Raw genomic sequence first — 26445 nt, 5'->3', positions numbered from 1 at the left:
CGCGCATCGCTCCACCCCCTCCCGATCATCCTCCCCACGATCGGACGGGACGACCGCGAACCGCGCCCCTGACTTCCCGGCCCGGCCGCGCGCGCTCCCGGCCATGCCCGGTTTCCACGCGTCCGGACCGGACTCTGCGCGCCGGTCGCGCATTTTCCTGCGAAAACCCGCCGGTACCTCTTGACGACGACACCAAACGGGCCTAAATACAAGGGAAACAAAATCAAACGGAAGGGAAGCCACATGTACCGGGGAACGACCCGCGCATGATCGTGACGGTGACGCTCAACCCGAGCCTCGACCGCACGATCGAGGTGGACGTGCTGACCCGCGGCGCCGTCATCCGGGCCCGGTCGGCGCGGCTCGACCCGGGCGGCAAGGGGGTCAACGTGTCCCGGGCGCTGCTCGCCAACGGGGTCGCCTCCACCGCCGTGGTCGCGGTGGGCGGCGCCGACGGCGACCAGCTGCACCGGCTGCTGACCGCCGAGGGCATGCGCGTCCGCGCCGTCCGCGTCGAGGGACGCACCCGGTCCAACGTGACGATCGTCGAGCCCGGCGGCGTCGACACCAAGCTCAACGAGCCGGGCGGCGCGCTGACGGCCGCCGAGCTGGAGGAGATCGGCTCCGTCGTGGTGGCCGAGGCCGGCGCGGCGAGCTGGGTGGTCGGCTGCGGCAGCCTCCCGCCCGGCGTCCCGGACGACACCTACGCCGCGCTCTGCCGCCGGTTCGCGCCGGACGGCATCCGCGTCGCGGTCGACTCCAGCGGCCCGGCGCTGCGCGCCGCGGTCGCCGCCGGGCCCGACCTGATCAAGCCGAACCGGGAGGAGCTCGCCGAGGCCGTCGGCGGGGCGGTCGACACCGTCGCCGACGTCGTCGAGGCCGCCGGGCAGCTGCGGGCGCGAGGGGCCCGCGCCGTCCTGGTCAGCCTCGGCGCCGAGGGCGCGGTGCTCGTCGACGACGACGGCGTCCTCACCGGCGAGGCGCCCGTCGCGGGCCCGCGCAGCACGGTCGGCGCGGGCGACGCCCTGCTCGCCGGGTTCCTCGCCGCGGGCGCCCGCGGGGCGCGTGCGCTCGCCGAGGCGCTGGCCTGGGGCGCCGCGGCCGTGCGGATGCCCGCGAGCCGGATGCCCGGCGCGGCCGACGTCCGGCGCGACATCGTCCGCATCCATCCGCGGCCGGACCTCGCCCGGCCCCTGCTCACCTGACGACCCGCCTGACGATTCCGCAGTACCCACCCCCGATCGACAGGAGGCCGGAGATGGCCGACACCTACACACCGGAGCCCACGGGAAGCGGGCTCCGGGCGACCGTCCAGCGCATCGGCGGCAAGATGGCCGGGATGGTGATGCCGAACATCGGCGCGTTCATCGCCTGGGGTCTGATCACCGCGCTGTTCATCCCCACCGGCTGGCTGCCGAACAAGGACCTGGCCGAGCTGGTCGACCCGATGATCAAGTTCCTGCTGCCGCTGCTGATCGGCTACACCGGCGGCCGGCTCGTGCACGGCCAGCGCGGCGCGGTGGTCGGCGCCGTCGCGACCGTCGGCATCGTCGTCGGCGCGGACGTGCCGATGTTCCTCGGCGCGATGATCATGGGGCCGCTGGCCGCGTACCTGATCAAGCTGTTCGACGGCCTCGTCCAGGACCGCGTCCGGACCGGGTTCGAGATGCTGGTGGACAACTTCTCCGCCGGGATCATCGGCGGCGCCATGGCGGTCGCCGGCCACCTGGTGATCGGCCCGGTCATGAACACCTTCTCCGACTGGGCCGGGGACGGGGTGAGCTGGCTCGTCGACCACGACGTGCTGCCGCTCACGTCGCTGCTCATCGAGCCCGCGAAGGTGCTCTTCCTGAACAACGCCGTCAACCACGGCGTGCTCGGCCCGCTCGGCGTGCAGCAGGCCGCCGAGCACGGCAAGTCGGTGCTGTTCATGCTGGAGTCCAACCCCGGGCCCGGCCTCGGCGTCCTGCTCGCCTACTGGTTCTTCGGGCCGCGCCGGCTGCGCCCGAGCGTCCCGGCGGCCACCATCATCCACTTCTTCGGCGGCATCCACGAGATCTACTTCCCCTACATCCTGATGAAGCCGCGGATGATCCTCGCCGCGATCGCCGGCGGCATGACCGGCGTTGCGATCTTCGTCGCGACCGGCGTCGGGCTCGTGGCCACCCCGTCCCCCGGCAGCATCTTCGCCTACCTCGCCCAGACGCCGCGCGGCGTCGGCAACTGGATCGGCGTCTACACCGGCCTGTTCGCCTCCGCGGCCGTGTCCTTCGGGGTCGGCGCCGCGCTGCTCGGCTTCGGCCGGCTCGCCGAGCCCAAGGAGGACGGCGAGTCCGCGGCCGAGGGCGAGCTGGAAGAGGCCAAGGCGAGGACGGCCGACAACAAGGCGGCCGCGAAGAAGGCGGCCGCATCCTGAACCACCTCCCGAACCGTCCGAGGAAGGGCACGGCAACGATGAACGGCAAGGACATCCGCAAACTCGTGATCGCCTGCGACGCCGGCATGGGCAGCAGCGTCATGCTCGCGGGCCAGCTGCGCAAGAAGCTGAAGAAGAGCGACGTGACGGTCGAGCACACGCCCGTCGACGCGATCCCCGGCGACGCCGACGTGGTCGTCACCCACACCGGGCTCGCCGAGCGGGCCCGGCGCGGCGCCGGGGACACCCCGGTGATCACCTTCGAGGTCTACATCGGCGACCCCGCCGTGGACCGCCTCGTCAAGGCGATCAAGGACGGCGGTGAGGTCGGTGGCTGACCGGGCCGCCGGCCTGCTCGCGCGGGAGGCGATCCGGCTGGACGCCCGCGCCGCCGGGCGCGACCACGCCGTCCGGGTCTGCGGCCAGGTCCTGGTGGACGCCGGCGCCGTCGAGCCCGGCTACATCGACGCGATGCTGGAGCGGGAGCGCTCGATCTCCACCTACCTCGGCGAGGGCGTGGCGATCCCGCACGGCACGAACGAGGGGCGCGACCTCATCCGCCGGGACGCCCTCGCCGTCGTCCGGTTCCCCGACGGGACGGACTGGAACGGCCACCCCGTCACCGTGTGCATCGCGATCGCCGCGCGGGGCGGCGGCCACATGGAGATCCTCGCCGAGCTCGCGGAGATCCTCATGGACCCCGACCGTGCCCGCGCGCTGCGCGAGGCCACCGAGCCCGAGCAGGTCCTCGCGCTGCTCGCCCCCCAGGCAGAAGACCAGCAACCGACAGGACAGGGACACACCGTATGAAGGTCGCCCGTTTCTACGCACCCGGCGACATCCGGCTGGAGGACGCGCCGGAGCCCGAGCCCGGCCCCGGGGAGCTGAAGATCCGCGTCCGGAACTGCTCCACCTGCGGGACCGACGTGAAGATCTCCCGCTTCGGGCACCACCACATCGTCCCGCCGCGGGTGATGGGGCACGAGATCGCCGGCGAGGTCGTCGCGGCCGGCGCCGGCGCGGAGGGCTGGGCGGCGGGCGACCGCGTCCAGGTCATCGCCGCCGTCCCGGACGGGACGTGCTCGGAGTGCCGCCGCGGCCGCATGACGGTCTGCACCGCGCAGGAGTCGATGGGGTACCACTACGACGGCGCGTTCGCCGAGTACATGATCATCCCGGCGAAGGTGCTCGCCGTGGACGGGGTGAACCGCATCCCGGACGGCGTGTCGTTCGCCGAGGCGTCGGTCGCCGAGCCGCTCGCCTGCGTCCTGAACGGCCAGGAGCTGGCGCGGGTCGGCGAGGGCGACGACGTCGTGGTGTTCGGCTCCGGCCCGGTCGGCTGCCTGCACGTGCGGGTCGCGCGGGCCCGCGGCGCCGCCCGCGTGTTCCTCGTCGAGGTCAACGCCGAGCGGCTGCACCAGGCGGCCGCCATCGTGAAGCCGGACGCCGCGATCGACGGGAGCGTCACCGACGCGGTCGAGGAGGTCCTCGCGCGCACGGGGGGCCGGGGCGCCGACGTCGCGATCACCGCGGCCGCGTCGGCCGCCGCGCAGGAGCAGGCGCAGCGGCTGATGGCGCCGGGCGGCCGGGTCAGCCTGTTCGGCGGCCTGCCGAAGGACGACCCGGTGATCTCCGTCGACGCCAACCGCGTCCACTACCGGGAGCTGTCGCTGGTCGGCGCGAACGGGTCCAGCCCCGCGCACAACGCCCGCGCCCTGGAGCTGATCGGCTCCGGGCAGGTCCCCGTCGATGACCTCATCACCCACCGGCTCCCGCTGGAGGCCCTGCACGACGCCCTGGACCTCGTCACCCGGGGCGCGGCCATCAAGGTCACGATCGAGCCCTGACCCCCGTCCCACCCCAAGGAGGCAGCCGTGCCCGAACGCAGCGTCATCATCGGCTCCGCGCAGGGCCTGCACGCCCGCCCCGCGAAGATCTTCGTGCACATCGCCGCGCAGCAGCCCGTCCCGGTGTCCATCCGGGTCGGGGACCGCGCGCCCGTCCCGGCGAGCAGCATCCTCGGCGTGCTGTCGCTCGGCGCCGCGCAGGGGACGGAGGTGACGCTGTCCGCCGACGGGGACGGCGCCGCCGAGGTCCTGGACGAGCTCGCCGGCCTGCTCGCCCGCGACCTGGACGCCGAGGAGCCCGACCATGCGTGAGCTGGCGGGTCTCGGGGTGAGCCCCGGGGCGGCGGCCGGCCCGGTGGAGGTGATGGGGCCGCCGCCCGCCCTCCCGCCGCCGCGCGCCGGCACCGACGCCGCCGAGGAGGAGCGGGCGGCCGTCCGGGCGCTGGCGGCGGTCGGGGCCGAACTGGAGAAGCGGGCCGCGACCGCGCCGACGCCGGAGGCGCGCGGGATCCTCTCGGCGCAGGCGGCGATCACCGGCGACCCGATGCTGCTCGCCGGCGTACGGAGCCGCACCGAGCGGGGCGCGGACGCGGCGCACGCGCTGCACGGCGCGTTCGACGAGCAGGCGCGGACGCTGCTGGCGGCGGGCGGCGTGTTCGCCGAGCGGGTCGCCGACCTCGCGGACCTGTCCGGCCGCGCCGTCGCCGCGGCGCTGGGCCTGCCGATGCCGGGCATCCCCGCCCCGGGGCACCCGTTCGTCCTGGTCGCGGACGACCTGTCGCCCGCCGACACCGCCGCGCTCGACACCGCCGCCGTCCTCGCGCTGGTGACCGAGCGCGGCGGCCCGACCGGGCACACCGCGATCCTCGCCCGGTCGCTGGGGCTGCCCGCCGTCGTGGGCTGCGCCGGGATCCTGGACGCGGCGGCCTCCGGCGGACTGGTCGCGGTGGACGGCACCGCCGGCACCGTCCGGACGTCCGTCACCGAACGCGAGGCCGCCGGGATCAACGCGGCCGCGACGCGGGCGGAGGAGGAGGCCGTGCCCGCCGGTCCCGGCCGCACCGCCGACGGGCGCGCCATCGACCTGATGGTCAACATCGGCTCCGCCGCCGACCTGGACGGCGTCGACCTGACCGGCGTCGCCGGCGTCGGGCTGTTCCGCACCGAGTTCCTCTTCCTCGGCCGGCACGAGGAACCGGGCCTGGACGAGCAGGCCGCCGCCTACGCGAAGGCCTTCGCCGCGGCCGGCGGCCGCACGGTCGTCGTCCGGACGCTGGACGCCGGTGCCGACAAGCCGCTGCCGTTCCTGCGCCTGCCGGACGAGCCGAACCCGGCGCTCGGCGTGCGCGGCCTGCGCGTCGCGCGGGAGCGCCCGGACGTCCTGGAGACGCAGCTCGCGGCGATCGCGCGCGCCGCCGCCGGCACGTCCGCGCGGGTGGCGGTGATGGCGCCGATGGTGGCGACGCCGGCCGAGGCGGACGCGTTCGTCGGGCGCGCCCGCGCGCACGGGCTGACCACCGCCGGCGTGATGGTCGAGGTCCCGTCCGCCGCGCTGCGGGCGGCCCGCATCCTGCGCGGGGCGCGGTTCCTGAGCATCGGCACGAACGACCTGAGCCAGTACGCGCTGGCCGCCGACCGGCAGCACAGCGGGTTCCCCGAGCTGCTGGACCCGTGGCAGCCGGCGGTGCTCGACCTGGTCGCCCGGTGCGCGGAGGCGGGCGCCGCGGCAGGGAAGCCGGTCGGGGTGTGCGGCGAGGCCGCCGCCGACCCCCTGCTGGCGCCCGTCCTGGCCGGGCTGGGCGTGACCCGGCTGTCGATGTCGCCGCGCGCGCTGCCCGCCGTCCGCGCCGCCCTGCTGCGGTTCACGTTCGCCGAGTGCGCGGAGCTGGCCGGGCGCGTCCTCGCCGCCGATGATCCGGCGGAGGCGCGGGAGATCGCCCGGACCCGCCACAATGAACGCGGACGGAGCTGACACGGGACGGGTGGGACGGCCATGTACGCCGAGGAACGACAGCAGGCGATCCTTGCGCTGGCGCGCTCGAAGGGCCGGGTGGACGTGGTCGCGCTGGCCGAGGAGTTCTCGGTCACGACCGAGACGATCCGCCGGGACCTGACCGTCCTGGAGCGGGCCGGGACGGTCCGGCGGGTGCACGGCGGCGCGATGCCGGTCGAGCGGCTCGGCTTCGAGCCGGAGCTGGCGGCGCGGGACGCGGTGATGACCGAGGAGAAGCAGCGCATCGCCAAGGCGGCGCTGGAGGAGCTGCCCGCCGACGGGTCGATCATCGTGGACGCGGGCACGACCACCGCCCGGTTCGTCCAGCTGCTGCCGACCGACCGCGAGCTGACCGTGATCGTGAACTCGCCGCCGCACGCCGCGGTGCTCGCCACCCGCCCCAACCTGACCGTGATCATCCTGGGCGGGCGGGTGCGCGGCCGGACGCTCGCCACGGTCGACGACTGGGTGCTGCGCCCGCTCGCCGACCTGTGGGTGGACGTGGCGTTCATGGCGACCAACGGCTGCTCGGTCGAGCGCGGGCTGACCACGTCCGACCAGGCCGAGGCGGCGGTGAAGAAGGCGATGATCGCCTCGTCGCGGCGGCGGGTGCTGCTCGCCGACCGCACCAAGATCGGGCACGACCACCTGGTGCGGTTCGCGGGCCTGGCCGAGATCGACGTGCTGATCACCGACACCGGGCTGGACACCGACCTCGCCGCCGACCTCGCCGCCGCCGGGCCGGAGATCGTCCGGGCCTGAGCGCGCGCGCCCGGCCGGGGGGCCGCCGTCCCGCGCCCTTCGGGGCGGTCGTCGCGCGGGACGGCGGCGCGCCCGTCAGCCGGCCGGGGGGATGCCGTTGGCGGGCGCCTGCGGCTGCGGGGCCGTGTAGGGCTGGATCGGCCCGTCGCCGTCGTCGGTGGTCAGCGGCTGCCCCTCGGGCACGACGTTCTCGCCCTTGATCGTGCCGATCACCGCGCCGGTGTACCCGGCGTGCGACTCCTTGCTGAAGGCGAACGGGACGACGCCCGGCCCGGTGAAGTGCGACTTCTCCAATGCCTCGACGAGGGCCTTGCGGGTCGGGTTCTTCCCGGCCGCCTGGAGCGCCTGGACGAAGGTGTAGGCGACCGACATGCCGTAGACGATGTTGCCGTTGAACGGCAGCTTCGGGATGTACTGGGCGTGGATCTTCTTGAACAGCTGCGTCCAGCTGTTGGAGGCGTCGCCGGGCGCCGCCAGGTACCCGTCGGTGATCATGCCCTGGATGAGCGGGCTGCCCTTGACCTCGGCGCCGCCCTTCTTGGCGAAGCTCTCCAGCAGGCCGGTGAGGGTGATCGGATCGGACCCGACGTTGCTGACCACGAACGTCGGCTTGTAGTTCAGCTTCAGCGCGGCGAGCCGGAACAGCGCCGTGTAGGTCGGGATGCTGAACAGCACGACGACGTCGGCCTTGGACTGCGCGATCGCCTGGGCCTGCGCGCCGATGTCGGTGCTGCCCGGCTGGTAGGACTGCCGGGACACCACGTCGGCCTTCGGGATGTACTTGTCGAGGCCCTTGACGCCGTCCTGGCCGAAGTCGTCGTTCTGGAAGAAGTAGGCGACCTTCTTGCCGGCGAACGTCTTCTTGACGTGGTCGCCGAGGATCTTGCCCTCGCGGATGTAGTCGACCTGCCAGCCGAACGTCTGCGGGTGCTTCTGCGGCTCGTCCCAGCAGCCGCAGCCGGACGCGACGAACAGGTCGGGGACGCGCTGGGCGTTGAGGTAGTCGACGACCTTGGAGTGGGTGGGGGTGCCCAGCCCGTTGAAGATCGCGAAGACCTTGTCCTGCAGGACGAGCTTCTGCGTCACGCTGACGGTCTGGGTCGGGTTGTAGGCGTCGTCCACGTACTTGTAGACGATCTTGCGCCCGTTGATGCCGCCGTTGGCGTTGACGTAGTCGAAGAACGCCTTCGACGCCGCCGAGTTGGCGCTGTAGCCGGGCGCGGCCGGACCGGTGAGCGGCTGGTGGCTGCCGATGGTGACGGTGGTCGCGGTCACGCCCGGCGCGGCCGAGCTCCCCTCGTCCCCGCCGTCACCGCCGCAGCCGCTCGCCGCGACCGCCAGCGTCGCCGCGGTCATCAGGGCGAGCGCCCTGGTCCGCAATCGCTTCATCTGCTCCTCCTGGATGCGTGGTGGTGGGCCCCGATGTGCTGGTCGTTGCGGAACCGCGCGACCCGGGAGCCCGGTCGCGCCTCGTGAGGACGCGGCGCCGGACGGCGCCGCCGATGTCGCGCAGGCCTCCGTGGAGGCCGCGCGGGAAGGCCAGCGTCACCACGATGAGGACGAGGCCGTAGACGGCGAGGGGCAGGTTCGAGGCGACGTTGTGCGACAGGCCGGACGAGGACGACAGGTCCGACGCCCACGTCGGCACGTAGACCAGGATCAGCGACCCCCAGACGGCGCCGGACAGGCTGCCGAGCCCGCCGATGATGATCGCGGCGATCAGCTGGAGGGACAGGGTGAGCGGGAACGCGCCCGGCGCGGCGAGCGTGGCGACCACGGCGAGCAGCCCGCCGCCGAGGCCGGCGCAGGCCGCCGACACGACGGTCGCGGCGATCCGCAGCCGGGCGACGCGGACTCCGGCGAGCGCGGCGGCGATCTCGTCGTCGCGGCTGGCCCGCAGCGTCCGGCCGAACCGGCCGCGGGTGAGGTTGGCGAGCAGGAACAGCGTGATGACGGCGCCGAGGCAGGCGATCCACGCCTGCCAGCGCTCCAGCGGGAACGTCGCGCCGAGCGACTCGGGCGGGATCGGCGGGACGAGCGTCAGCCCGTTCTGCCCGCCGAGCAGGTCGGTGAGCGGCGCGTAGTTGGCGAGTCCGGGCAGCCCGACCGCGAACGCGAGCGTGGCGCCGGCCAGGTAGGGGCCGTGCAGCCGGGCGGCGACCGCGCCGACCAGCACGCCCGCGAGGGCGGTGACGCCGGCGGCCGCCGCGAGGACGGCCGCGAGCGGCCAGCCCCAGTGCCCGATGACGAGCGCGGCGGTGTAGGCGCCGACCGCCATGAACGCGCCGTGCCCGAGGGAGATCTGCCCGCCGAGCCCCGTCAGCACGGTCAGCCCGGCGGCGGCGCAGGTCAGGTAGGCGACCTGGGCGATCTGCAGGTCCCGGTAGGGGCCGACCGCCGTCGTGAGGAAGTACAGCGCGGCGATCGCCGCGAGGGCGCCGGCGGTGTGCCGCGTCAGCGTGGACCGGCGCAGGACGTTCAGGACGGTGTCCACCGCGTCACACCCTCCGTCCCGTGGTCGCCGTGAACAGGCCGTTGGGTCTGATCATCAGGACGGTGATGAGCGCGGCGAGCGCCCCGAACGTGACGAGGTCCGAGCTGACGTAGCCGGACACGTAGCTGAGCGCGCAGCCGAGCAGCAGCCCGCCGGTGACGGCGCCGGCCGGGCTGTCCAGCCCGCCGATCACCGCCGCGGTGAACCCGAACACGAGCATCGCGTCGAACTGGGCGGGCCCCACGAACACCGACGGGGCGATCAGGACGCCGGCGAGCGATCCGACGAGCGCCGCCAGCGCCCACCCGAGCGTCAGCATCCGGCCGACGCGGACGCCCTGCAGCCGGGCGATCTCGGGGGCGAACGCGGACGCCCGCAGCCGCAGCCCGAGGTCGGTGCGCACGAACAGCAGGGTCAGCAGCACCATGACCGCCGCGACCGCGCCGATGACGAACAGGTCGAACGGGGACAGCAGCAGCCGCGTCCCGGCCACCGACAGCCCCTTGATCGTGAACGCGGGCGGGTAGGAGTGCGGCGTGTCGCCCCAGATCATGCCCGCGGCCGCCTGGAGCAGCACGTACAGGCCGAGCGTGACGATGACGGCGTTCAGCGGCGGCTTGTTCTCCACCGGCCGGACCACCACCCGCTCGATGACCGCGCCCAGCACGAGCCCGGACGCCAGCGCGACGCCGAGCGCGAGCCAGTAGGACCCGCCGGCGTCGATGACGCTCCAGGCGAGGAACGTCGTGAACATCAGCATCGCGCCCTGCGCGAAGTTCACGACCCGGGTGGCGCGCCAGATCAGCACCAGCGCGAGCGCCACCGCCGCGAAGACGACGCCGGAGGTGATGCCGGCGAGCGTGAGATTGATGAAGCGCACCATCAGAACCCCAGGTAGGCGTGGCGGAGGCGGTCGTCGGCGGCGATGGCCGCGGCGGCCTCCGCCGCCACGACCGCGCCGAGGTCGAGCACGACCGCGCGGTCGGCGACCGACAGCGCGCTGCGGGCGTTCTGCTCGACGAGCAGCACGGTGCGGCCGTCCTCGTCGCACAGGCGCCGCAGCACGGCCATGAGCTGGGCGACCACGCGCGGCGCGAGGCCGAGGGACGGCTCGTCCACCAGCAGCAGCCGCGGCGCGCCGGTGAGCGCCCGCGCCAGCGCGAGCATCTGCCGCTCCCCGCCCGACAGCGTCGCGGCGGTCTTCACCCGGCGCTCGGCGAGCGCCGGGAACAGCTCGTACATCTCGGCGATCCGCCGCGCGAGGGCGGCCCGGTCGCGCCGCCACAGGCCGCCGAGCCGCAGGTTCTCCTCGACGGTCAGCTCGGTGATGACGCCGCCGCTCTGCGGGACGTGCGCGACCCCGAGCCGGACGATGTCCTCGACCGGCGACCGGGTGATGTCCTTCCCGTCCAGCTCGACGCGTCCCGCCTTGGGCCGCAGCAGGCCCGATATCGTCCGCAGCAGCGTGGTCTTCCCGGCCCCGTTCGCGCCGAGCACGGCGGTCACCGAACCCTCGTCCACCGACAGCCCGACGCCGCCGAGCGCCCGGACGGCCCCGTAGTGGACCGTGAGGTCCTTCACCTCAAGCACCGGCGACCTCCTCGCCCAGGTAGGCGTCGAGGACGGCGGGGTCGTCGCGGACGTCCGCGGGCGCGCCGGCGGCGATGACCCTGCCGAAGTCGAGCACGACGACCTGGTCGCAGACGTTCATCACGAGGTCCATGTGGTGCTCGACGAGGACGACCGCGGGCCCGCCGCGCATCCCGCGGATCAGCTCGGCCAGCTCGTCCATCTCGGCGGCCGACAGCCCGGCCGCGGGCTCGTCCAGCAGCAGCAGCTCGGGCTCGGCGACCAGCGCCCGCGCGAGCGCGACCCGCTTCTGCACCCCGTAGGGCAGCTGGCCGGGCAGCCGGCCCGCCTCCCCCGCCACGCCCAGTTCCGCCAGCCGCGCCATCGCGCGCTCGCGCAGCGCGGCCTCGTCGCGGTCGGCGCGCGGGAGGGCGAGCAGCCCGGACCAGAACCCGGCCCGCGCCCGCCGGTCGGCGCCGACCATCACGTTCTCCAGGACCGTCAGCCCGGGGAAGAGCCCGAGCGCCTGCAGGGTGCGGGCGATGCCGAGCCGGGTCAGATCGTGCGGCCGGTGCCGGCCGAGCACGCGGCCCCGCCACCGCACCTCGCCCGACTCCGGCCGGACGAACCCGCACACGACGTTGAACAGGGTGGTCTTGCCGGCGCCGTTCGGGCCGATGACGCCGGTGACCCGGCCCTGCGGCGCGGAGAGGGACACGCCGTCCAGTGCGACCAGCCCGGCGAAGCGGACGGTCACCTCTCGTAGTTCCAAGTTCGCAGCGGAGCCGGACATTACGCCTCACCTCGCCGATGATTCAGCGCGAAATCCCCCGAGGCCGAAAAAGCACATACCGACTGGTCGGATTCCAAGAAGATAGAATCATCGGGCGGCTCCGGTCAACAGCCGGTGCGCGGGCCCCGATCACCTAGTCCGCCGAACCATCGCGCGGCCGGTAGGCTGATCGGCGGACTGCGGGCGGCCGTGCCGGGGCGGCTCGACCCCGGGGATCCCGGCACGAGGAGGAGTGATGACGCAGGCGCCCGCAGGCCGGCTGCCCGGCAACCTGCCCCTGCCCGACCGGCTGCTGGCCGTGGCGACCCGCATGTTCGCCGAGAAGGGCTTCGAGAACACCTCCGTCCAGGAGATCGTGAACGCCGCCGGCGTCACCAAAGGAGCCATGTACCACTACTTCGGCTCCAAGGACGACCTCCTCTACGAGATCTACCACCGGCTCCTCGACCTGCAGATGTCACGCCTGGGGCAGATCGCGGACGGCACCGGCACCGCCGAGGAGCGGCTGCGCGCCGCCGCCGTCGACGTCCTCAACACCTCGTTCCGCTACCTGGACGACTTCACGGTCTTCTTCCGCTCCACGCACCTGCTCCCCCGCGACCGCCGCGAGGCCGTCCGCGCCGAGCGCCGCCGCTACCACGAGCGCTTCCGCGCCCTGGTCGAGGAGGGCCAGCGGGAGGGCGGCTTCCGCACCGCCGTCCCCGCCGACATCGCCGTGCACTTCTTCTTCGGCACCGTCCACCAGATCGGCGTCTGGTACCGCCACGGCGGCACCCTGAAGACCGAGGCCATCAGCGAACACTACGTCGACCTGTTCCTCAACGGCCTGAAGGACACCGCTCCCCCGCCCTCCTGACCCGCCCTTGTCAGCGCTCGATGTGTTCGATCTTCAGTTCCGCGTTCTTGTGGTGCGCGCGGAGGGGCTTCTTGTCGAACTTGCCGACCGTGGTCTTGGGGATCTCGTCCAGGAAGGTCCAGTACTCGGGGACCTGCCAGCGGGCCACCTTGCCGGCCAGGAAGGACGCCAGCTCCTCCGCCGTCGCGGTGGCGCCGGGCCGCAGGACGACGCAGGCGAGCGGGCGCTCGTCCCAGCGCGGGTCGGGGATGCCGATGACGGCGGCCTCGGCGACGGCGGGGTGGGCCATCAGGTGGTTCTCCAGCTCGACGGAGGAGATCCATTCGCCGCCCGACTTGATGACGTCCTTGGCGCGGTCGGTGATCTGGAAGAAGCCGCGGTCGTCGATGGTGCCGATGTCGCCGGTGCGGAGCCAGCCGCCGTCGAACTTCTGCGGCGCCGGGTCGCGGTGGTAGGAGCCGGTGATCCAGGGGCCGCGGACCTCGATCTCGCCGACGGCCTCGCCGTCCCACGGCAGTTCGGCGCCCGCGTCGTCCACGATGCGCATCTCGACGCCGGCGGCGACGCGGCCGGACTTCAGCCGCCACTCCATGTCCTCGTCGGTGCCGGGCTCCACGCCGGGCGGCGGGAACGCCATGCCGCCGAGCGGGCTGGTCTCGGTCATGCCCCAGCCCTGGATGATGCGCAGGCCGTAGCGCTGCTCGAAGCGCTCCAGCAGGACGCGGGGCGCGGCGGCGCCGCCGGACGTGCCGGAGCGCAGCGACGACAGGTCGATCTCGTGCTGCTCGCCGTGCGCGAGGATCCCGTTCCAGATGGTGGGGACGGCGGAGGCGAGCGTGCTCTTCTCCGCCGCGATGAACGCCGTCAGGTGCTCCGGCTGCATGAACGGGCCCGGCATGTGGAGCGTGGCCCCGGACAGGAAGGCGCCGTAGGGCAGGCCCCACGCGTTGACGTGGAACATCGGCACGATGGTGAGGACGCGGTCGGCCTCGGTGATGCCGACCATCGACGCCGACTGCACGGCCATCGCGTGCAGGAACGTCGACCGGTGCGAGTACACGACGCCCTTGGGGTCGCCGGTGGTGCCGCTCGTGTAGCACATGGACGCGGCGGAGCGCTCGTCCACATCGGGCCACGCGAAGCCGGGCTCCTCGGCGGCGATCAGGTCGCGGTAGCGCAGGACGGGGGCGCCGTTGCCGTTGTCCTCCAGGGCCGTGGCGTCGCCGTCGCCCACCACGACGTACGCCTCGACGGCGGGGAGTTCGCGGACGACCCGCGCCAGCAGCGGGACGAGGCTGTCGTCCACGATGACGATCTGGTCGTCGGCGTGGTTGACGATGTGCGAGAGCTGCTCGGGGAACAGCCGGATGTTGAGCGTGTGCAGCACCGCCCCCATGGCCGGGACCGCGAAGTACGCCTCCAGGTGCTCCTGGTTGTTCCAGCAGAAGGTCGCGACCCGGTCGCCGCGGCGGACGCCGAGCCCGGCCAGCGCGGACGCCAGCCGCTCGGCGTTGCGGGCGATCTCGGCGAAGGTCGCCCGCCGGGGCGGGCCGCCGCCCGTCCAGGTGACGCACTCGCTGCCGCCGTAGACGCGCGCGCCGTGCCGCAGGATCGCGGCGACCGACAGCGGGAAGTCCTGCATCGTGCTGGGGATCATGGCAATTCTCCGAAGGCGCGCGACGGCGGTGGGAAGGGCCGGGACGGCACTGAATTCAGCACATACCGACCGGTCGGTTAACAATAATTTCAGCGGCCCGCCGCCGTCAATCACTCGATGCGGACGGAGAGCGTCCCGGCCGGGCGCGGCGGGCCGCCCGCGGCCCCGGGGGCCGGCGGGCTGGACGGTTCCGCGGCGTCCGCCCCGGCACCGCGGAACCGTCCAGCCCGCCGGCAGGATCACCGGGCCCGGGCGTGACGTGCGGGCTCCCCTCCGCGCCCGCCGGCACCGCCGCGATCCGGTTCCATCTTGCACAGCGCGCACGGCCGGTGAGGTGTCACACACGATGGCGGTACCGTGGTCTACCAGCAGCGATGCGCAGCGCCGGTTTCCATGGACCAGTGGCTCAGCGGGCCAGGGCGGCGAGCCCCGAGCGGAGCAGCGGCTCGACGGCGGCGCCGACCGCGCCGAAGCCCTCCCCCACCGTCTGGCCGTGGATGTAGCGGTAGTGGATGCCCTCGGAGATCACGGCGAGCTTGAAGCAGGCCAGCGCGACGTAGAAGCCGATCGAGGACAGGTCCCGGCCGCTGCGCTCGGCGTAGCGGGCCACGACCTCGTCCGGCGTCGGGAATCCGGGCGCGGCCGCCGCGTCGCGCGCACCGGGCAGCGGGGTGCCGCGCCCCATGTAGACCAGGAGCAGCGCCAGGTCGGTCAGCGGGTCGCCGAGCGTCGCCATCTCCCAGTCGAGGACGGCGGCGATCCGGTCGCGGGAGTCGACGAGGATGTTGTCGAGCCGGTAGTCGCCGTGCACGATCGCGTGCGCCGACTCCGCCGGCAGGTTCGCCTCCAGGAGCGCGTGCAGCCGGTCGGCGTCCGGCAGGTCGCGGCTGCGGGACGCGTCGAGCTGCTTCTTCCAGCGCCGGACCTGGCGGGCGAGGAACCCCTCGGGGCGGCCGAATCCGGCCAGGCCGACCGACGCCGGGTCGACGCCGTGCAGGTCGACGAGGGTGCCGATCATCCGGTCGGCGATCCGCGCCACGCGCTCGGGGCCGAGCGGCGCCAGCTCGGCGGCACCGCGGTACGGGGTGCCCTCGACCATCTCCATGACGTAGAACGGCGCGCCGATCACGTCCGGGTCCTCGCACAGGGCGTACGTCCTCGGGACGGGCACGGCGGTGCCGGCCAGCGCCGTCATCACCCGGTACTCGCGGGACATGTCGTGGGCGGTCGCGAGCACGTGGCCGAGCGGCGGCCGCCGGACGATCCAGGAGCCGCGCCCGTCGGTCACCTCGTAGGTGAGGTTGGAGCGCCCGCCGTCGACGAGCCGGGCGCGCAGGGGCCCGGCGGTGCCCGACCCGGTGGCGCCCGGCACGGCCCGCTCGAAGTACGCGCCGAAGCGGTCCAGCGCCAGGCCGGGGACATCGCTCTCCTCGAATGCCCGCACTGTGCCTCCTCCGCCGTCCAAAGCCTTGTACCGTCCGGTCGGTATGGCGCAGGATGCCGGGGAAGCGCGCCGGTCGGTGCGCAGGATGAGGCTCCGGCTCACGCCGCCCCCCGGGCGGGTATCCGCACGTAGAGGAGACCATACCGACTGGTCGGTTTTCAATGCAGGAAGTTATTGCCATTCCTTTTGGGCGGGTCTAACGTGACCGCACGGCTGAGCGAAGACCTGCTTCGCCGCACTGGTCAGGACCGGTTCTCGGGGGAGAACAGCGCCCGGAGGAGTCCCTGCATGTCCGTTTCCCCGTCCACTGACACCGGCGCAGCCGAGGGCGCCGCCGCGCCGGGCCTCGCCGCCCGGCTGTGGCACCGCGACCTTCCGCACTACCCCGAGACGGGGCGCCGCTACGGCTATCTCGCGATCGTGGTCGTCACCACGATCGTCCTGTACTACCTGCTCTACATCCAGTACGCCGTCGCGACGTCGATCATGACGCACTTCTCGATGTCGTTCGGCTACTTCATCCTGCTGTCGGTGGTCGGCAACGCGATCGGCGCGTTCGCGTCGCTGCTCGCCGGCCTGGCCGACCGGTGGGGCCGCGCGAACCTCGTCGTCTACGGGCTGCTGATCGCGGGCCTGCTGGTGCTGGCGCTGCCGCACTCGCCGGACAAGCACACGTTCCTGGTGCTGTTCGCGGTGCTCAGCTTCATCGAGGGCATCGTCCTCGTCGCGACCCCGGCGCTGATCCGCGACTTCTCCCCGCAGCTCGGCCGCGCAACCGCGATGGGCTTCTGGACGATGGGCCCGGTCCTCGGCAGCCTCGTCGTCACGACCGTGACCAGCGCGACCCTCGACACCTCCGGCTGGCAGGACGAGCTGCGCTACTCCGGCTACACCGCGCTCGTCGTGTTCGTCATCGCGCTGTTCGGGCTGCGCGAGCTGTCACCGGCCCTGCGCGACCAGCTCATGGTCAGCATGCGCGACCGCGCGCTGATCGAGGCGCGCGCGAAGGGCCTGGACACCGAGCGGCAGCTGTCCGGCCACTGGCGGCAGATGATGCGGCTGGACGTGGTCGGCTCGGCCTTCGCGATCAGCGTCTACCTGCTGCTGTACTACGCGGCCGTCGGCAACTTCGTCATCTACTTCTCCGCCACGTTCGGCTACAGCGAGCAGAGGACGAACGGGCTCGCCAACTGGTACTGGGCGGCCAACGCGATCGCGCTGGTCGTGGCGGGGCTGCTGTCGGACCGGCTCCGCGTCCGCAAGCCGCTGATGCTGGCCGGCGGCATCGGCTCGGTCGCGGCCACCGCGTACTTCGCGCAGCTGGCCGTCCACCCCGACACCGGCTACTACACCTTCGCGTGGCTGTTCATCGCCATCGGCGTGTTCGGCGGGCTGGCCTACGCGCCCTGGATGGCGGGCTTCACCGAGACCGTCGAGAAGCACAACCCGGCGGCCACGGCGACCGGCCTCGCGGTGTGGGGCTGGATCCTGCGGCTCGTCGTGGCGGGCTCGGCGGCCTTCGTCCCGGTGGTGGTGACGTCGGTGACGCCGCTGGTGGAGCACGGGCACGAGGTGCAGGTCGCCGCCAAGGAGGCGGCGCCGGCGCTCGCGATCGTGAACCAGCACCCGCAGCTGTTCGCCGAGCTGGGCAAGTATCCGGCGGGCCAGGCCCCGGCGGAGCTGCAGGCCCGCGCCGCCAAGGAGGTGGGCCTGCCCGGCCTCGCGACCGTGCAGAAGGCGCAGCCGCAGCTGGCGGTGCTGAAGGAGCACGGAGCCGAGGTGCAGAAGGCGTCCGAGGAGGGCCCCGGCCAGTGGCGGACGTGGTGGTACGTCTGCCTGGGCGGCCAGATCGTCTTCCTGCCGTTCATCTTCATCATGACGGGGCGCTGGAGCCCGAAGCGGGCCCGCGAGGACGCCGAGGCGCACCAGCGCGCGATCGAGAAGGAGCTGGCGGCCCTCGGCGAGGACTGACCTCCGCACCGACACCGACCATCGCGGATCACGAGCCCCCGGCCGGGCCCTCCCCTCGGCCGGGGGCTCGCCGCGTCCCCGGCCGGGCACAGATACTTAGCTTGGCAAACATATAAGTCTGTGATACACCGGAACGCATGGATTCGCCGTCCCCTGCCGGTGAGCTGGAGCTGGCCGCCGGGCTCGGGCGCGTCTACTCCCTGATGCGCTCGCTCTCCCTGCCCCGCGACCTGTCGATGACGACCGTGTCGACGCTGGCCACGCTGGAGCGCTTCGGCCCCCGCCGGGTGACCGAGCTGGCCGCCTTCGAGGGCGTCACCCAGCCCGCGATGACCCAGCTGGTGTCGCGGCTCGAACGGGAGGGGATGGCGGAGCGCCGCGCGCTGCCCGGTGACCGCCGGGTCGTCGCGGTGCACCTCACCGAAACGGGGCGCGCCGAGCTGGCGCGGCGGCGCGCGGCGCAGGCGAAGCGGCTGGCCGAGCTGCTCGCCGGGCTGCCCGCCGCCGACCGGGAGGCGATCGCCGCCGCGCTGCCGGCCCTGGACCGGCTGGCCGGCGCCGCCCTCGGCGTCCCCGCCACGACGACCGGCAGAGAGCAGGAATGAAACCAGTCACCGACGAACGGGCGGCCGCGCAGAGCCTCTTCCGACAGCCGAAGGCCGTCTGGGCCGTCGCGTTCGCCTGCGTCATCTCGTTCATGGGCATCGGGCTCGTCGACCCGATCCTGCCCGCGATCTCCTCGGACCTGAACGCCTCCCCCAGCCAGGTCACGCTGCTGTTCACCAGCTACCTGGTGGTGACGGCGGTGGCGATGCTGGTCACGGGCGCCGTGTCCAGCCGCATCGGCGCCAAGCGCACGCTGATCGCCGGCCTCGCGTTGATCGTGGTGTTCAGCGCGCTCGCCGGGACGTCCGGCAGCATCGGCGGGATCATCGGCTTCCGGGCCGGCTGGGGCCTCGGCAACGCGCTGTTCATCGCCACGTCCCTCGCCGTCATCGTGGCGTCGGCGAGCGGCGGGCTCGGCGGCGCGATCATCGCCTACGAGTCCGCGCTCGGGCTCGGCATCGCGGTCGGGCCGCTGCTCGGCGGCCTGCTCGGCGACATCAGCTGGCGCGGCCCCTTCTACGGCGTCGCCGCGCTGATGGCGCTGGCGCTGCTGGCCACGGTCGTGCTCGTGCGGCCGCAGCCGAAACCGGCGCGCAAGACCTCCGTCCTCGACCCGATCCGGGCGCTGCGGCACCGCGGCCTGCTGGTCATGAGTCTGACCGCGCTCTGCTACAACTGGGGCTTCTTCACCGTCCTCGGGTACGCGCCGTTCCCGATGCGGCTGAGCGCCATGAAACTGGGCCTGGTGTTCACCGGGTGGGGGCTGCTCGTCGCGGTGTTCGCCGTGTTCGGCGCGCCCTGGCTGCAGCGCCGGTTCGGGCTGGCCCGCACCCTGTACGGCAACCTGGCGCTGTTCGCGGTGAACGTGCTGGTGATCGCGATCTTCGTGGAGTCGCAGGCGGTGCTGATCGTCGCGGTGATCGTCGCGGGGGTCTTCATCGGGGTGAACAACACGCTGACCACGCAGGCCGTCATGATGGTCTCGCCGGTGGAGCGCCCCGTGGCGTCGGCCGCGTACGGGTTCGTCCGGTTCATCGGCGGCGGCCTCGCCCCCTACGCGGCGGGACGGCTCGTCGAGCACACCAACATCCATGTGCCGTTCGCGATCGGCGCGGGCGTGATCGTCGCCGGCATCGCGATCCTGACCCTGGGGCACCGCGACCTCGCGAACGCGGAGCGCGGCCAGGCCGAGGTGGACGCGCACGCGAGCCGGGGCGACGCGGACGCGGAGGTCGCCGAGGCGGCCGAGACCGGCTCCGGGTCCGGCTCGTAGAAGATCCCGTTACTACGCACCCGAGCGCGAAAAGGCACCGGTCGTTTCCGCGCGCGGGTGCGTAGCCGTGCGGGCGCGGCGGGCGTTAGATCGGCGCTATGAAGATCGCCGCGCGGGCGGCGATGATCGTGGCCCTGCTCGCCGCGCTCACCGCCCACCCCCTGCCCGCCGGGGCGTCCGAGGACGCCCCTGGAACGACGAAGCACACCATCGCCATGGGCGGCTGGGACCGCCCCTACCTCCTGCACGTCCCGCCCGGCACCGGAGCCGGGACGCCGCTGCCGCTGATCGTGGCCCTGCACGGCGGCCTGAACGACCCCGAGTACGTCCGCAAGCAGAGCGGGCTCGACGAGGTCGCCGATCAGCAGGGCTACGCCGTCGCCTATCCCGAGGGGTTCCTCGGCACGTGGAACGCCGGGGCCTGCTGCTCGTTCGCCCGCTGGGCGGGCATCGACGACATGGCCTTCCTCGACGCGCTGATCGACACGCTGGTGCGGCAGGGCGTCGCCGACCCGCGCCGGGTATTCATGACCGGCTTCTCCAACGGCGGCGGCATGGCCTACCGGTACGCGTGCCAGCGCGCGGAGCGGCTCGCCGGGATCGCCGTGGTGTCGGGCGCGCTCGCCATCGGCTGCACGCCGTCGAAGCCGGTGTCGGTGCTGGCGTTCCACGGGACCCTCGACCCGTCCGTCCCCTACACGGGCGGCGGGAACATGGACGCCGACGTCCATTTCCCGTTCTTCGCCGTCCAGGTCGTCATGGAGTTCTGGCGCTGGGTGGACGGCCTCGGCCCGCTGTCGTGGCCGGTCCCGGGCGGCCCGGACGGCTGCGTCGGCACCGGGCCGGGGACGCTGCTCGTCGCGCTGTGCACCGAGCAGGGCGGCGGGCACGAGTGGCCGTCCTACGCCAGCGCGATGATCGGCCGGTTCTTCGCGGCGCGGCCGTCCCTGCCGGCGGGCTGATGAACCGGAGGGCGGGCGGCGCGGGGGACGCCGCCCGCCCCGGGTCTGGTTCGGCCGGGTCAGCCGGCGAGGCTGCGCGGCCGGATGTCCTTCCAGTTGGCCGTGACGTAGCCGATGCAGTCCGACCGGGAGTCGGGCCCGAAGACCGTCGTCCATCCGGCGGGGACGTCGGCGAACGCCGGCCACAGCGAGTGCTGCCCCTCGGCGTTGACGAGGACGCGGAACTGCGCGTCCGCGTCGTCGAACGGGTTGGTCATCGGGCCTCCTGGACGATGCGGGCGGAGCGTCCGGCGATGGACCGGACGATCTCCCCGGTGCGGACGGCGGTCATGGACAGCAGCGACGAGGCGATCCCGTGGCTGTGCTCGGTCGCGCCCTGCAGGTAGACGCTCCAGGCGCGGCCGGGGCGGGTGGCGATGCGGTAGTCGCGCTCGACGACGGGGCGCCCGTCCGGTCCGGCGAGGCAGTCGCCGCCCGCCTCGCCGAGCAGGCCGAACGGGTCGCGCTCGCGGTAGCCGGTGGCGTAGACGAGGGCGTCGGCGTCCAGGTCGGCGGTCTCGCCGGTGGGCAGGAAGCCCACGGTGACCCGCACTCCCCCGGGGCCGTCGCGGACGTCCAGGAGCCGCGAGACGTTGAGGATGCGCAGCCGTTCCGCGCCCGCGACCCTCTCTGCGTAGGCGCGCCGGTACAGCTCGTCGATGAGGTCGAGGTCCACCACGGAGTAGTTGGTGTTGCGCGAGTACTCCAGCAGCATCCGCTTCACGTCGTCGGGGGCCGCGTAGTAGTGGTCGACGGCCGCCGGGTCGAAGATGCGGTTGGCGAACGCGCTGTCGTCGGCGGGCGAGTACCCGTACCGGGCGAAGACCGCGCAGACCTCGGTCTCGGTGAACGTGCGGTGCAGGTACTCGACGGCTTCGGCGGCGCTCTGCCCCGCGCCGACGACGACGAGCCGGCGCGGGTTCCAGTCCCCGCGCTCGCCCAGCCGGGTGAGCAGGTCCTCGGTGTGCCAGATGCGCTCGCCGGTCTGGACGCCCTCGGGCAGCGACGGTTCGAGGCCCACGCCGATGACGACGTTGCGGGCGAGGTGCGTCTCCAGCCGGTCGTCCCGGCGCACCACGACCTCCAGGACCTCCTCGTCGCGCGGGCGGAGCGCGACGACCTCCGTCCCGTAGCGGACGCGGTCGGCGAACGCGGCCGCGGTCCATTCGAGGTAGTCGTGGAACTCGACCCGGGTCGGGAACATCGTCTTGTGGTTGACGAAGTCGACCAGCCGGCCGCGGGCGTGCAGGTAGGCCAGGAAGGAGAACCGGCTCGCGGGGTTGCGCAGCGACACCAGGTCCTTGAGGAAGTGGACCTGCATGGTGGCGCCGTCGATCAGCATGCCCCGGTGCCACCCGAACTCCGGCTGCTTCTCGAAGAACACCGCGTCCACGCCGCCGCCGTCCCGCTCGCGCGCCTCGTCGAGCGCGACGGCGAGCGCGAGGTTGGACGGGCCGAAGCCGATCCCGATGACGTCGTGGACGCGGGGCTCCATGCGCTCCTCCGGCATCAGGCGGACTTCGCCTTGCCCGCGGCTTCGGCGATCTTCGGGACGACGTTGCCGACGACGTAGGGGACGGCGAGCGGGGTCGGGGTGCGCAGCGGCCAGAACGCCTTCAGGTCGAGCGGCACGTACGAGCCGCGCTCGACGACGGCGAGGTCGGCGAACAGCTTGCTGCCCTCGATCTTCTTCTGCGTGGCCGGGTCGTCGTTGTAGTGGCTCAGCAGGACGTCCACGTCCAGAACGCCGACGTTCTCCATGCTCAGCTCGGCGGCGAAACCGTCGCCGGGGAGCTTCGCGAGCTGCTCCGGCAGCACCATGCCGAACTGCTCCAGCATCTTCACGCTGGTGTCGTCCTTGGACTTCATCACGCCGATGTTGCCGTTGGGGAAGACGCTGGTGAACGCGAAGCCCTTGCCCTTCAACTGCGGGTACTGAGTCTTCACTCCGGCGATCTTCGCGTCGACCTCGCCGACGAGCTTTCGCCCCTCGGCCTCCTTGCCGACGGCCTTGGCGGCCTGCAGCGCGATCTGCTGCCAGGCGTCCTCGGCCGGGCCGGTCTGGTAGGCGACGGTCGGCGCCAGCTGGGAGAGCTTGTCGTACTCCTTGTCGATGGAGAAGTCGCCGCCGGCGAGGATCAGGTCGGGGCGCAGCGCCGCGATCTCCTCCAGGTTGAACCCGGCCTCGCCGGCCTTCAGCAGCTTGGGCTTCGCACCGGTGAGCTTCGGTGCGGTCCAGGGGGCCAGGCCGTCGGGCTGGACGCCGGTGAGCTCGGCCATGCCGACGGGCGTGATGCCGAGCGCGAGCAGCGTGTCCTGGTCGACCTCGCCGAGCGCGACGACGCGCTCCGGCGCGGACTCGATCTTCGCGGTGCCGAGCTTGTGGGTGATCGTGACCGGGAAAGCCCCGGCGGCCGTGCCGCCGGATGAGCCGCCGGCGGGCTCGTCGTCGCCGCACGCCGCGACCGTGCCGACGCTCAGGACGAGCGCGGCGGTCGCGGCGAGGCGCCGCATCAGGGTGCGCATAGAGGACCGGTGTCCTTCCGGGTTCCGCGGGGGTAACTGATCAAGGATATTAGGTTAGCCTCACCTAACCTTGCAATGGGTGCGGCGGTATGAGGCACCTCACCCCAGCTCCGCCAGCACGCCGGCGACGGTCGGTGCGGCCATCAGCGTCGCGATCTTCAGTGCCGCGCAGCCGGGCTCCCTCCTGATCCGCCGGACGAGCCTCATCGCGAGCAGGGAGTGGCCGCCGAGGTCGAAGAAGTCGTCGTCCGGGCCGACGTGCGGGACGCCGAGCTCCTCGGCGAAGATGCGGCACAGCGCCGCCTCCCGCTCGTCGTCCCCGCGCGCCGCCGCCGGGGCCGCCCCGGCCGCGGTCACGGCGCGGGCGGTGAGCACGGCGGGGAGCGCACCGACCTTCACGCCGGGATCGTCCGCGACGGCCTCCAGCAGCCGGATCAGGCCGTCCGCCAGCGCCGCGGCGGTGGCCCGGTCGAACAGATCGGCGGAGTAGTCGACGACCAGCCGCAGGCCGTCCGCCGCCTCGCGGAAGATGAAGTCCAGGTCGAACTTCGCCGCGCCCGGCCCGAACAGCGCCTCCCGCTGCTCCAGGCCGGGGAACCGGACGTCCCCGAGGCCCTGGTTCTCGTAGCCGACCATCACCTGGAACAGCGGGTTGCGTCCGGGGACGCGGCGCGGCCGCAGCGCCTCGACGACCGCCTCGAACGGGAGGTCCTGGTTGGCGAGCCCGGCGAGGCCGGCGTCCCGGACGCGGGCGAGCAGCTCGGCGAACGCGGGGTCGCCGGACACGTCGGCGCGGAGCACGAGCGTGTTGACGAAGAAGCCGACGAGGTCGCGCGCGGCCTCCTCGGTGCGGCCCGCGACGGGCCCGCCGAGCGGGATGTCGTCGCCGGCGCCCGTCCGGTGCAGCAGCGCGGCGACGGCGGCCTGGCACACCATGAACATGCCGGCGTTCGCGTCGCGCGCGACCTGCCGCAGCCTGCGGGTGAGGCCAGGGGGCAGGTCGGCGGTGTGGGTTCCGCCGCGCTGCCCGACGGTGCCGGGGCGGGGCCGGTCCACCGGCAGCGGGATCTCCTCCGGGAGGCCGGCGAGGGTCCGCGCCCAGTGGTCGAGCTGCCGGGCGTGGACGCTGCCGGGGTCGAGCGGGTCGCCGAGCAGCTCCCGCTGCCACAGGGCGTGGTCGGCGTACTGGACGGGCGGCGGCTCCCAGGCCGGCGCCCTCCCGTCCAGGCGGGCCGCGTACGCCTCGGCGACGTCCCGGGCGAACGGGCCGAACGACCACTCGTCGAACGCGATGTGGTGGAAGACGGCCAGCAGCAGGTGCTCGCGCTCCCCCTCGGGGAACACCGCGACGCGCAGCGGGACGTCCGCGGCCAGGTCGAACGGCCGCGCGATGACCTCCTCGGGCGCGCAGGTCGCGACCTCCAGCGCGGGACGCGCCTCATCCGGGTCGAGGATCCGCTGGTAGGGCGTGCCGTCGTGCTCGGCGAAGACCGTCCGGAGGCTCTCGTGCCGCGCGGTGACGTCGCCGATCGCGGCTTCGAGCGCCGCGAGGTCGAGGTCGCCGCGGAGCCGCACCGCGAGCGGCAGGTGGTAGGCGTCACGCGGCCCGTCGTCCTCGCGGAGCAGCTGGTCGAGCAGCCACAGGCGGCGCTGCGCGGACGACAGCGGGATGCGCGCGGGCCGCTCCCCCGGCTCCAGGGCGGGCCGCGGCTCCGCGCCCGCGTTACGGTGGACCCGCTCCGCCAGCTCGGCGACGGTCGGCGCCTCGAACAGGTCGCGGATCGCCAGTTCGGCGCCGAGCACGGCGCGGGCGCGGCCGACGAGCCGCGTCGCGAGCAGCGAGTGCCCGCCGAGGTCGAAGAAGTCGTCGTCGATGCCGGCGCCGGGCGCGTCCAGCACCTCGGCGAACAGGGTGCACAGCAGCCGTTCGACGGGCGTGCGCGGCGGGCGGCCGGCGCGGCGCGGGCCGTCCTGCCCGGGATCGGGGAGGGCGTGCCGGTCGAGCTTGCCGTTGACCGTGAGCGGCAGCGCGTCCAGGGTCATGATCGCGCTCGGCACCATGTAGCCGGGCAGCCGGGACTTGAGGCTCTCCCGGACGCGCGCCGCGAGCATCCCGTGGTCGCGCGCCGCGACGGGGTTGTTCGCGTACGAGGCGGGCGGGCGTCCCGGCTCCGCCGGAAGGCACGCCGCTCCCCCGCCGAACACGGCGTCGTAGCACCCGGCCTGTTCGGACGGCGTGAGCACGGCGTCCGGGAACAGCGCAAGGAGCGTCTCCGGCTCGACGCCCTCCGGAGGTGCGGCCAGCGCCCGCCGCGCGTCGTCCGCCGAGCCGCCGTCCCGCAGCACCCGCAGCGCGGCGACCTCCCCCGACACCCGCGGGTCGGGAATCCCCCGCACCCGCACCGCCCCGGCCTCCCCCGTTGATCTGCGGCGTGTTGTTGTTATCGCCGCCTCCATAACAACAACACGCCGCAGGTCAACGAAGTCGGGCGGGCGTCACACCCACGACTGGAACCAGATCCGCTCGTGCCAGTCGTTGTAGGGCAGCGTCTGCGCCGACAGGATCGGATAGAAGTACGCGAAGTTCGCCAGCACCACCAGCAGGAACGCGCCCGCGGCGGCGGCGCCGACCAGCCGCCGCATCCCCGCCCCCTGGACCGCCACCGGCGCGGAGGCCCCGGCGTCCCCGTACGGCCCCGCGCCGTAGGGCCCGGGGGGAGCGTCGGGCACGCCGTCGTCCCCGGACCGGGCCGCGTGCGCGCCCGCCATCCCGGCGGGCGCCGGGCCTATCAGGTACCCGAGCACCAGCACGACCGCCAGCACCATGAACGGGATCAGCGGCGTGGCGTAGAACAGGAACATCGTCCGGTCCGCGAACGCGGACGGGAACCAGGTCAGCCAGCCCGCGCCGAAGCCGAGCAGGATCGCGCCCGCCCGCCAGTCCCGCAGGATCAGCCACAGGAACGCGACGACGACCAGCGCGACCAGCGCGCCCCACCACAGCGCGGGCGTGCCGATCCCGAGGATCTCCCGCGAGCAGCGCGCCGCGCCGCCGCAGCCGCCCTTCGGCTCGGTGTAGAAGAACGCGACCGGACGGCGCAGGACCGGCCAGTCCCACGGCCACGACTGGTACGGGTGCTTGGCGTGCAGCCCGGTGTGGAAGCCGAGCATCTGCGCGTGGTACTCCCACAGGTTCGGCATCGCCTCGACCGGCCGCCACAGCGGGTTCCCGGACAC

At 73.5% G+C, this 26445-nt stretch carries 25 protein-coding genes; 13 read left to right on the top strand and 12 right to left on the bottom strand.

Translation table 11 applies throughout. The features are described from left to right. The first annotated feature begins 266 nt into the window (after positions 1-266). Genes pfkB through E1284_RS21235 form a run of 8 tightly spaced genes read left to right on the top strand, consistent with a single transcriptional unit; the run spans position 267 to position 7018 of the window. Positions 267-1205, top strand: coding sequence for a 1-phosphofructokinase (gene pfkB, locus E1284_RS21270; protein ID WP_131941588.1), 939 nt, complete (start codon positions 267-269; stop codon positions 1203-1205). A gap of 53 nt (positions 1206-1258) precedes the next feature. Then, positions 1259-2416, top strand: a complete 1158-nt coding sequence (mtlA, locus tag E1284_RS21265) for a mannitol-specific PTS transporter subunit IIC (protein ID WP_131941586.1) — start codon at positions 1259-1261, stop codon at positions 2414-2416. A gap of 38 nt (positions 2417-2454) precedes the next feature. Continuing rightward, positions 2455-2754: a PTS lactose transporter subunit IIB gene (locus E1284_RS21260; protein WP_131941584.1), complete on the top strand. Its 300-nt coding sequence runs from the start codon at positions 2455-2457 to the stop codon at positions 2752-2754. Further along, positions 2738-3226: a PTS mannitol transporter subunit IIA gene (locus E1284_RS21255; RefSeq protein ID WP_243714643.1), complete on the top strand. Its 489-nt coding sequence runs from the start codon at positions 2738-2740 to the stop codon at positions 3224-3226. Before E1284_RS21260 ends, E1284_RS21255 begins: the two co-directional genes overlap by 17 nt. Further along, a complete protein-coding gene (locus tag E1284_RS21250) occupies positions 3223-4263 on the top strand; it encodes an alcohol dehydrogenase catalytic domain-containing protein (RefSeq protein ID WP_131941578.1) in 1041 nt (346 codons plus the stop codon). Before E1284_RS21255 ends, E1284_RS21250 begins: the two co-directional genes overlap by 4 nt. A 27-nt stretch (positions 4264-4290) precedes the next feature. After that, positions 4291-4575: an HPr family phosphocarrier protein gene (locus E1284_RS21245; RefSeq protein ID WP_131941577.1), complete on the top strand. Its 285-nt coding sequence runs from the start codon at positions 4291-4293 to the stop codon at positions 4573-4575. After that, positions 4568-6235, top strand: a complete 1668-nt coding sequence (gene ptsP, locus E1284_RS21240) for a phosphoenolpyruvate--protein phosphotransferase (protein ID WP_131941575.1) — start codon at positions 4568-4570, stop codon at positions 6233-6235. The genes E1284_RS21245 and ptsP overlap by 8 nt, the downstream gene beginning before the upstream one ends. 21 nt (positions 6236-6256) lie before the next feature. Further along, positions 6257-7018, top strand: a complete 762-nt coding sequence (locus tag E1284_RS21235) for a DeoR/GlpR family DNA-binding transcription regulator (RefSeq protein WP_131941573.1) — start codon at positions 6257-6259, stop codon at positions 7016-7018. Positions 7019-7093: 75 nt separating this feature from the next. Here E1284_RS21235 and E1284_RS21230 read toward each other — a convergent pair whose 3' ends face one another. Genes E1284_RS21230 through E1284_RS21210 form a run of 5 tightly spaced genes read right to left on the bottom strand, consistent with a single transcriptional unit; the run spans position 7094 to position 11874 of the window. Continuing rightward, a complete protein-coding gene (locus tag E1284_RS21230; protein WP_131941571.1) occupies positions 7094-8407 on the bottom strand; it encodes an ABC transporter substrate-binding protein in 1314 nt (437 codons plus the stop codon). Further along, on the bottom strand, positions 8328-9512 hold the full coding sequence (locus E1284_RS21225) for a branched-chain amino acid ABC transporter permease (RefSeq protein ID WP_131941569.1): 1185 nt from the start codon (positions 9510-9512) through the stop codon (positions 8328-8330). Before E1284_RS21225 ends, E1284_RS21230 begins: the two co-directional genes overlap by 80 nt. Positions 9513-9516: 4 nt before the next feature. Then, on the bottom strand, positions 9517-10395 hold the full coding sequence (locus tag E1284_RS21220; RefSeq protein ID WP_131941567.1) for a branched-chain amino acid ABC transporter permease: 879 nt from the start codon (positions 10393-10395) through the stop codon (positions 9517-9519). Next, complete coding sequence (locus E1284_RS21215) at positions 10395-11102, bottom strand: ABC transporter ATP-binding protein (RefSeq protein WP_131941565.1); 708 nt, start codon at positions 11100-11102, stop codon at positions 10395-10397. Before E1284_RS21215 ends, E1284_RS21220 begins: the two co-directional genes overlap by 1 nt. Then, a complete protein-coding gene (locus E1284_RS21210; RefSeq protein ID WP_131941563.1) occupies positions 11095-11874 on the bottom strand; it encodes an ABC transporter ATP-binding protein in 780 nt (259 codons plus the stop codon). Before E1284_RS21210 ends, E1284_RS21215 begins: the two co-directional genes overlap by 8 nt. A 235-nt stretch (positions 11875-12109) precedes the next feature. Here E1284_RS21210 and E1284_RS21205 point away from each other — a divergent pair, with 235 nt between their 5' ends. Further along, on the top strand, positions 12110-12730 hold the full coding sequence (locus E1284_RS21205) for a TetR/AcrR family transcriptional regulator (protein ID WP_131941561.1): 621 nt from the start codon (positions 12110-12112) through the stop codon (positions 12728-12730). A gap of 10 nt (positions 12731-12740) precedes the next feature. On the opposite strand, the gene E1284_RS21200 is transcribed toward E1284_RS21205, so the two are convergent. Further along, positions 12741-14387 carry a long-chain fatty acid--CoA ligase gene (locus E1284_RS21200; RefSeq protein ID WP_131941559.1) on the bottom strand — a complete coding sequence of 549 codons (1647 nt, stop codon included), beginning with the start codon at positions 14385-14387 and terminating at the stop codon, positions 12741-12743. Positions 14388-14793: 406 nt separating this feature from the next. Next, complete coding sequence (locus tag E1284_RS21195) at positions 14794-15831, bottom strand: phosphotransferase family protein (RefSeq protein WP_131941557.1); 1038 nt, start codon at positions 15829-15831, stop codon at positions 14794-14796. A 288-nt stretch (positions 15832-16119) separates the two neighbouring features. Here E1284_RS21195 and E1284_RS21190 point away from each other — a divergent pair, with 288 nt between their 5' ends. From E1284_RS21190 to E1284_RS21175, 4 genes are all read left to right on the top strand, one after another. After that, on the top strand, positions 16120-17802 hold the full coding sequence (locus tag E1284_RS21190) for an MFS transporter (RefSeq protein WP_131941555.1): 1683 nt from the start codon (positions 16120-16122) through the stop codon (positions 17800-17802). 137 nt (positions 17803-17939) lie between these two features. Further along, positions 17940-18407, top strand: a complete 468-nt coding sequence (locus tag E1284_RS21185; protein WP_131941553.1) for a MarR family winged helix-turn-helix transcriptional regulator — start codon at positions 17940-17942, stop codon at positions 18405-18407. After that, the gene (locus tag E1284_RS21180; protein WP_131941551.1) at positions 18404-19681 is read left to right on the top strand and encodes an MFS transporter; all 1278 of its coding nucleotides are present in this window, start codon (positions 18404-18406) and stop codon (positions 19679-19681) included. Before E1284_RS21185 ends, E1284_RS21180 begins: the two co-directional genes overlap by 4 nt. A 98-nt stretch (positions 19682-19779) precedes the next feature. After that, positions 19780-20643, top strand: coding sequence for a CE1 family esterase (locus E1284_RS21175; RefSeq protein WP_131941549.1), 864 nt, complete (start codon positions 19780-19782; stop codon positions 20641-20643). Positions 20644-20702: 59 nt separating this feature from the next. On the opposite strand, the gene E1284_RS21170 is transcribed toward E1284_RS21175, so the two are convergent. From E1284_RS21170 to E1284_RS21145, 5 genes are all read right to left on the bottom strand, one after another. Beyond that, positions 20703-20900: an MbtH family protein gene (locus tag E1284_RS21170; protein WP_131941547.1), complete on the bottom strand. Its 198-nt coding sequence runs from the start codon at positions 20898-20900 to the stop codon at positions 20703-20705. Next, positions 20897-22192, bottom strand: a complete 1296-nt coding sequence (locus tag E1284_RS21165) for a lysine N(6)-hydroxylase/L-ornithine N(5)-oxygenase family protein (RefSeq protein ID WP_131941545.1) — start codon at positions 22190-22192, stop codon at positions 20897-20899. The genes E1284_RS21170 and E1284_RS21165 overlap by 4 nt, the downstream gene beginning before the upstream one ends. Next, positions 22192-23208, bottom strand: coding sequence for an iron-siderophore ABC transporter substrate-binding protein (locus E1284_RS21160; RefSeq protein WP_207923870.1), 1017 nt, complete (start codon positions 23206-23208; stop codon positions 22192-22194). Before E1284_RS21160 ends, E1284_RS21165 begins: the two co-directional genes overlap by 1 nt. 99 nt (positions 23209-23307) lie before the next feature. Beyond that, positions 23308-25611, bottom strand: coding sequence for a condensation domain-containing protein (locus E1284_RS21155; protein ID WP_165965357.1), 2304 nt, complete (start codon positions 25609-25611; stop codon positions 23308-23310). A gap of 93 nt (positions 25612-25704) precedes the next feature. Beyond that, the coding region (locus tag E1284_RS21145; protein ID WP_481726190.1) for a dolichyl-phosphate-mannose--protein mannosyltransferase at positions 25705-26445 on the bottom strand (741 nt) is incomplete at its 5' end.

Origin of the sequence: Actinomadura bangladeshensis (assembly GCF_004348335.1) — a bacterium.
Classification (GTDB): domain Bacteria; phylum Actinomycetota; class Actinomycetes; order Streptosporangiales; family Streptosporangiaceae; genus Spirillospora; species Spirillospora bangladeshensis.
This window is presented reverse-complemented; position numbering and strand designations above follow the sequence as displayed.

Bases quoted from the DNA above. Each gene is read 5' to 3' on its own strand.
- pfkB (WP_131941588.1), top strand. From the start codon at position 267: ATGATCGTGACGGTGACGCTCAACCCGAGCCTCGACCGCACGATCGAG.
- mtlA (WP_131941586.1), top strand. From the start codon at position 1,259: ATGGCCGACACCTACACACCGGAGCCCACGGGAAGCGGGCTCCGGGCG.
- E1284_RS21260 (WP_131941584.1), top strand. From the start codon at position 2,455: ATGAACGGCAAGGACATCCGCAAACTCGTGATCGCCTGCGACGCCGGC.
- E1284_RS21250 (WP_131941578.1), top strand. From the start codon at position 3,223: ATGAAGGTCGCCCGTTTCTACGCACCCGGCGACATCCGGCTGGAGGAC.
- ptsP (WP_131941575.1), top strand. From the start codon at position 4,568: ATGCGTGAGCTGGCGGGTCTCGGGGTGAGCCCCGGGGCGGCGGCCGGC.
- E1284_RS21235 (WP_131941573.1), top strand. From the start codon at position 6,257: ATGTACGCCGAGGAACGACAGCAGGCGATCCTTGCGCTGGCGCGCTCG.
- E1284_RS21230 (WP_131941571.1), bottom strand. From the start codon at position 8,407: ATGAAGCGATTGCGGACCAGGGCGCTCGCCCTGATGACCGCGGCGACG.
- E1284_RS21220 (WP_131941567.1), bottom strand. From the start codon at position 10,395: ATGGTGCGCTTCATCAATCTCACGCTCGCCGGCATCACCTCCGGCGTC.
- E1284_RS21210 (WP_131941563.1), bottom strand. From the start codon at position 11,874: ATGTCCGGCTCCGCTGCGAACTTGGAACTACGAGAGGTGACCGTCCGC.
- E1284_RS21205 (WP_131941561.1), top strand. From the start codon at position 12,110: ATGACGCAGGCGCCCGCAGGCCGGCTGCCCGGCAACCTGCCCCTGCCC.
- E1284_RS21200 (WP_131941559.1), bottom strand. From the start codon at position 14,387: ATGATCCCCAGCACGATGCAGGACTTCCCGCTGTCGGTCGCCGCGATC.
- E1284_RS21190 (WP_131941555.1), top strand. From the start codon at position 16,120: ATGTCCGTTTCCCCGTCCACTGACACCGGCGCAGCCGAGGGCGCCGCC.
- E1284_RS21185 (WP_131941553.1), top strand. From the start codon at position 17,940: ATGGATTCGCCGTCCCCTGCCGGTGAGCTGGAGCTGGCCGCCGGGCTC.
- E1284_RS21180 (WP_131941551.1), top strand. From the start codon at position 18,404: ATGAAACCAGTCACCGACGAACGGGCGGCCGCGCAGAGCCTCTTCCGA.
- E1284_RS21175 (WP_131941549.1), top strand. From the start codon at position 19,780: ATGAAGATCGCCGCGCGGGCGGCGATGATCGTGGCCCTGCTCGCCGCG.
- E1284_RS21170 (WP_131941547.1), bottom strand. From the start codon at position 20,900: ATGACCAACCCGTTCGACGACGCGGACGCGCAGTTCCGCGTCCTCGTC.
- E1284_RS21165 (WP_131941545.1), bottom strand. From the start codon at position 22,192: ATGCCGGAGGAGCGCATGGAGCCCCGCGTCCACGACGTCATCGGGATC.
- E1284_RS21160 (WP_207923870.1), bottom strand. From the start codon at position 23,208: ATGCGCACCCTGATGCGGCGCCTCGCCGCGACCGCCGCGCTCGTCCTG.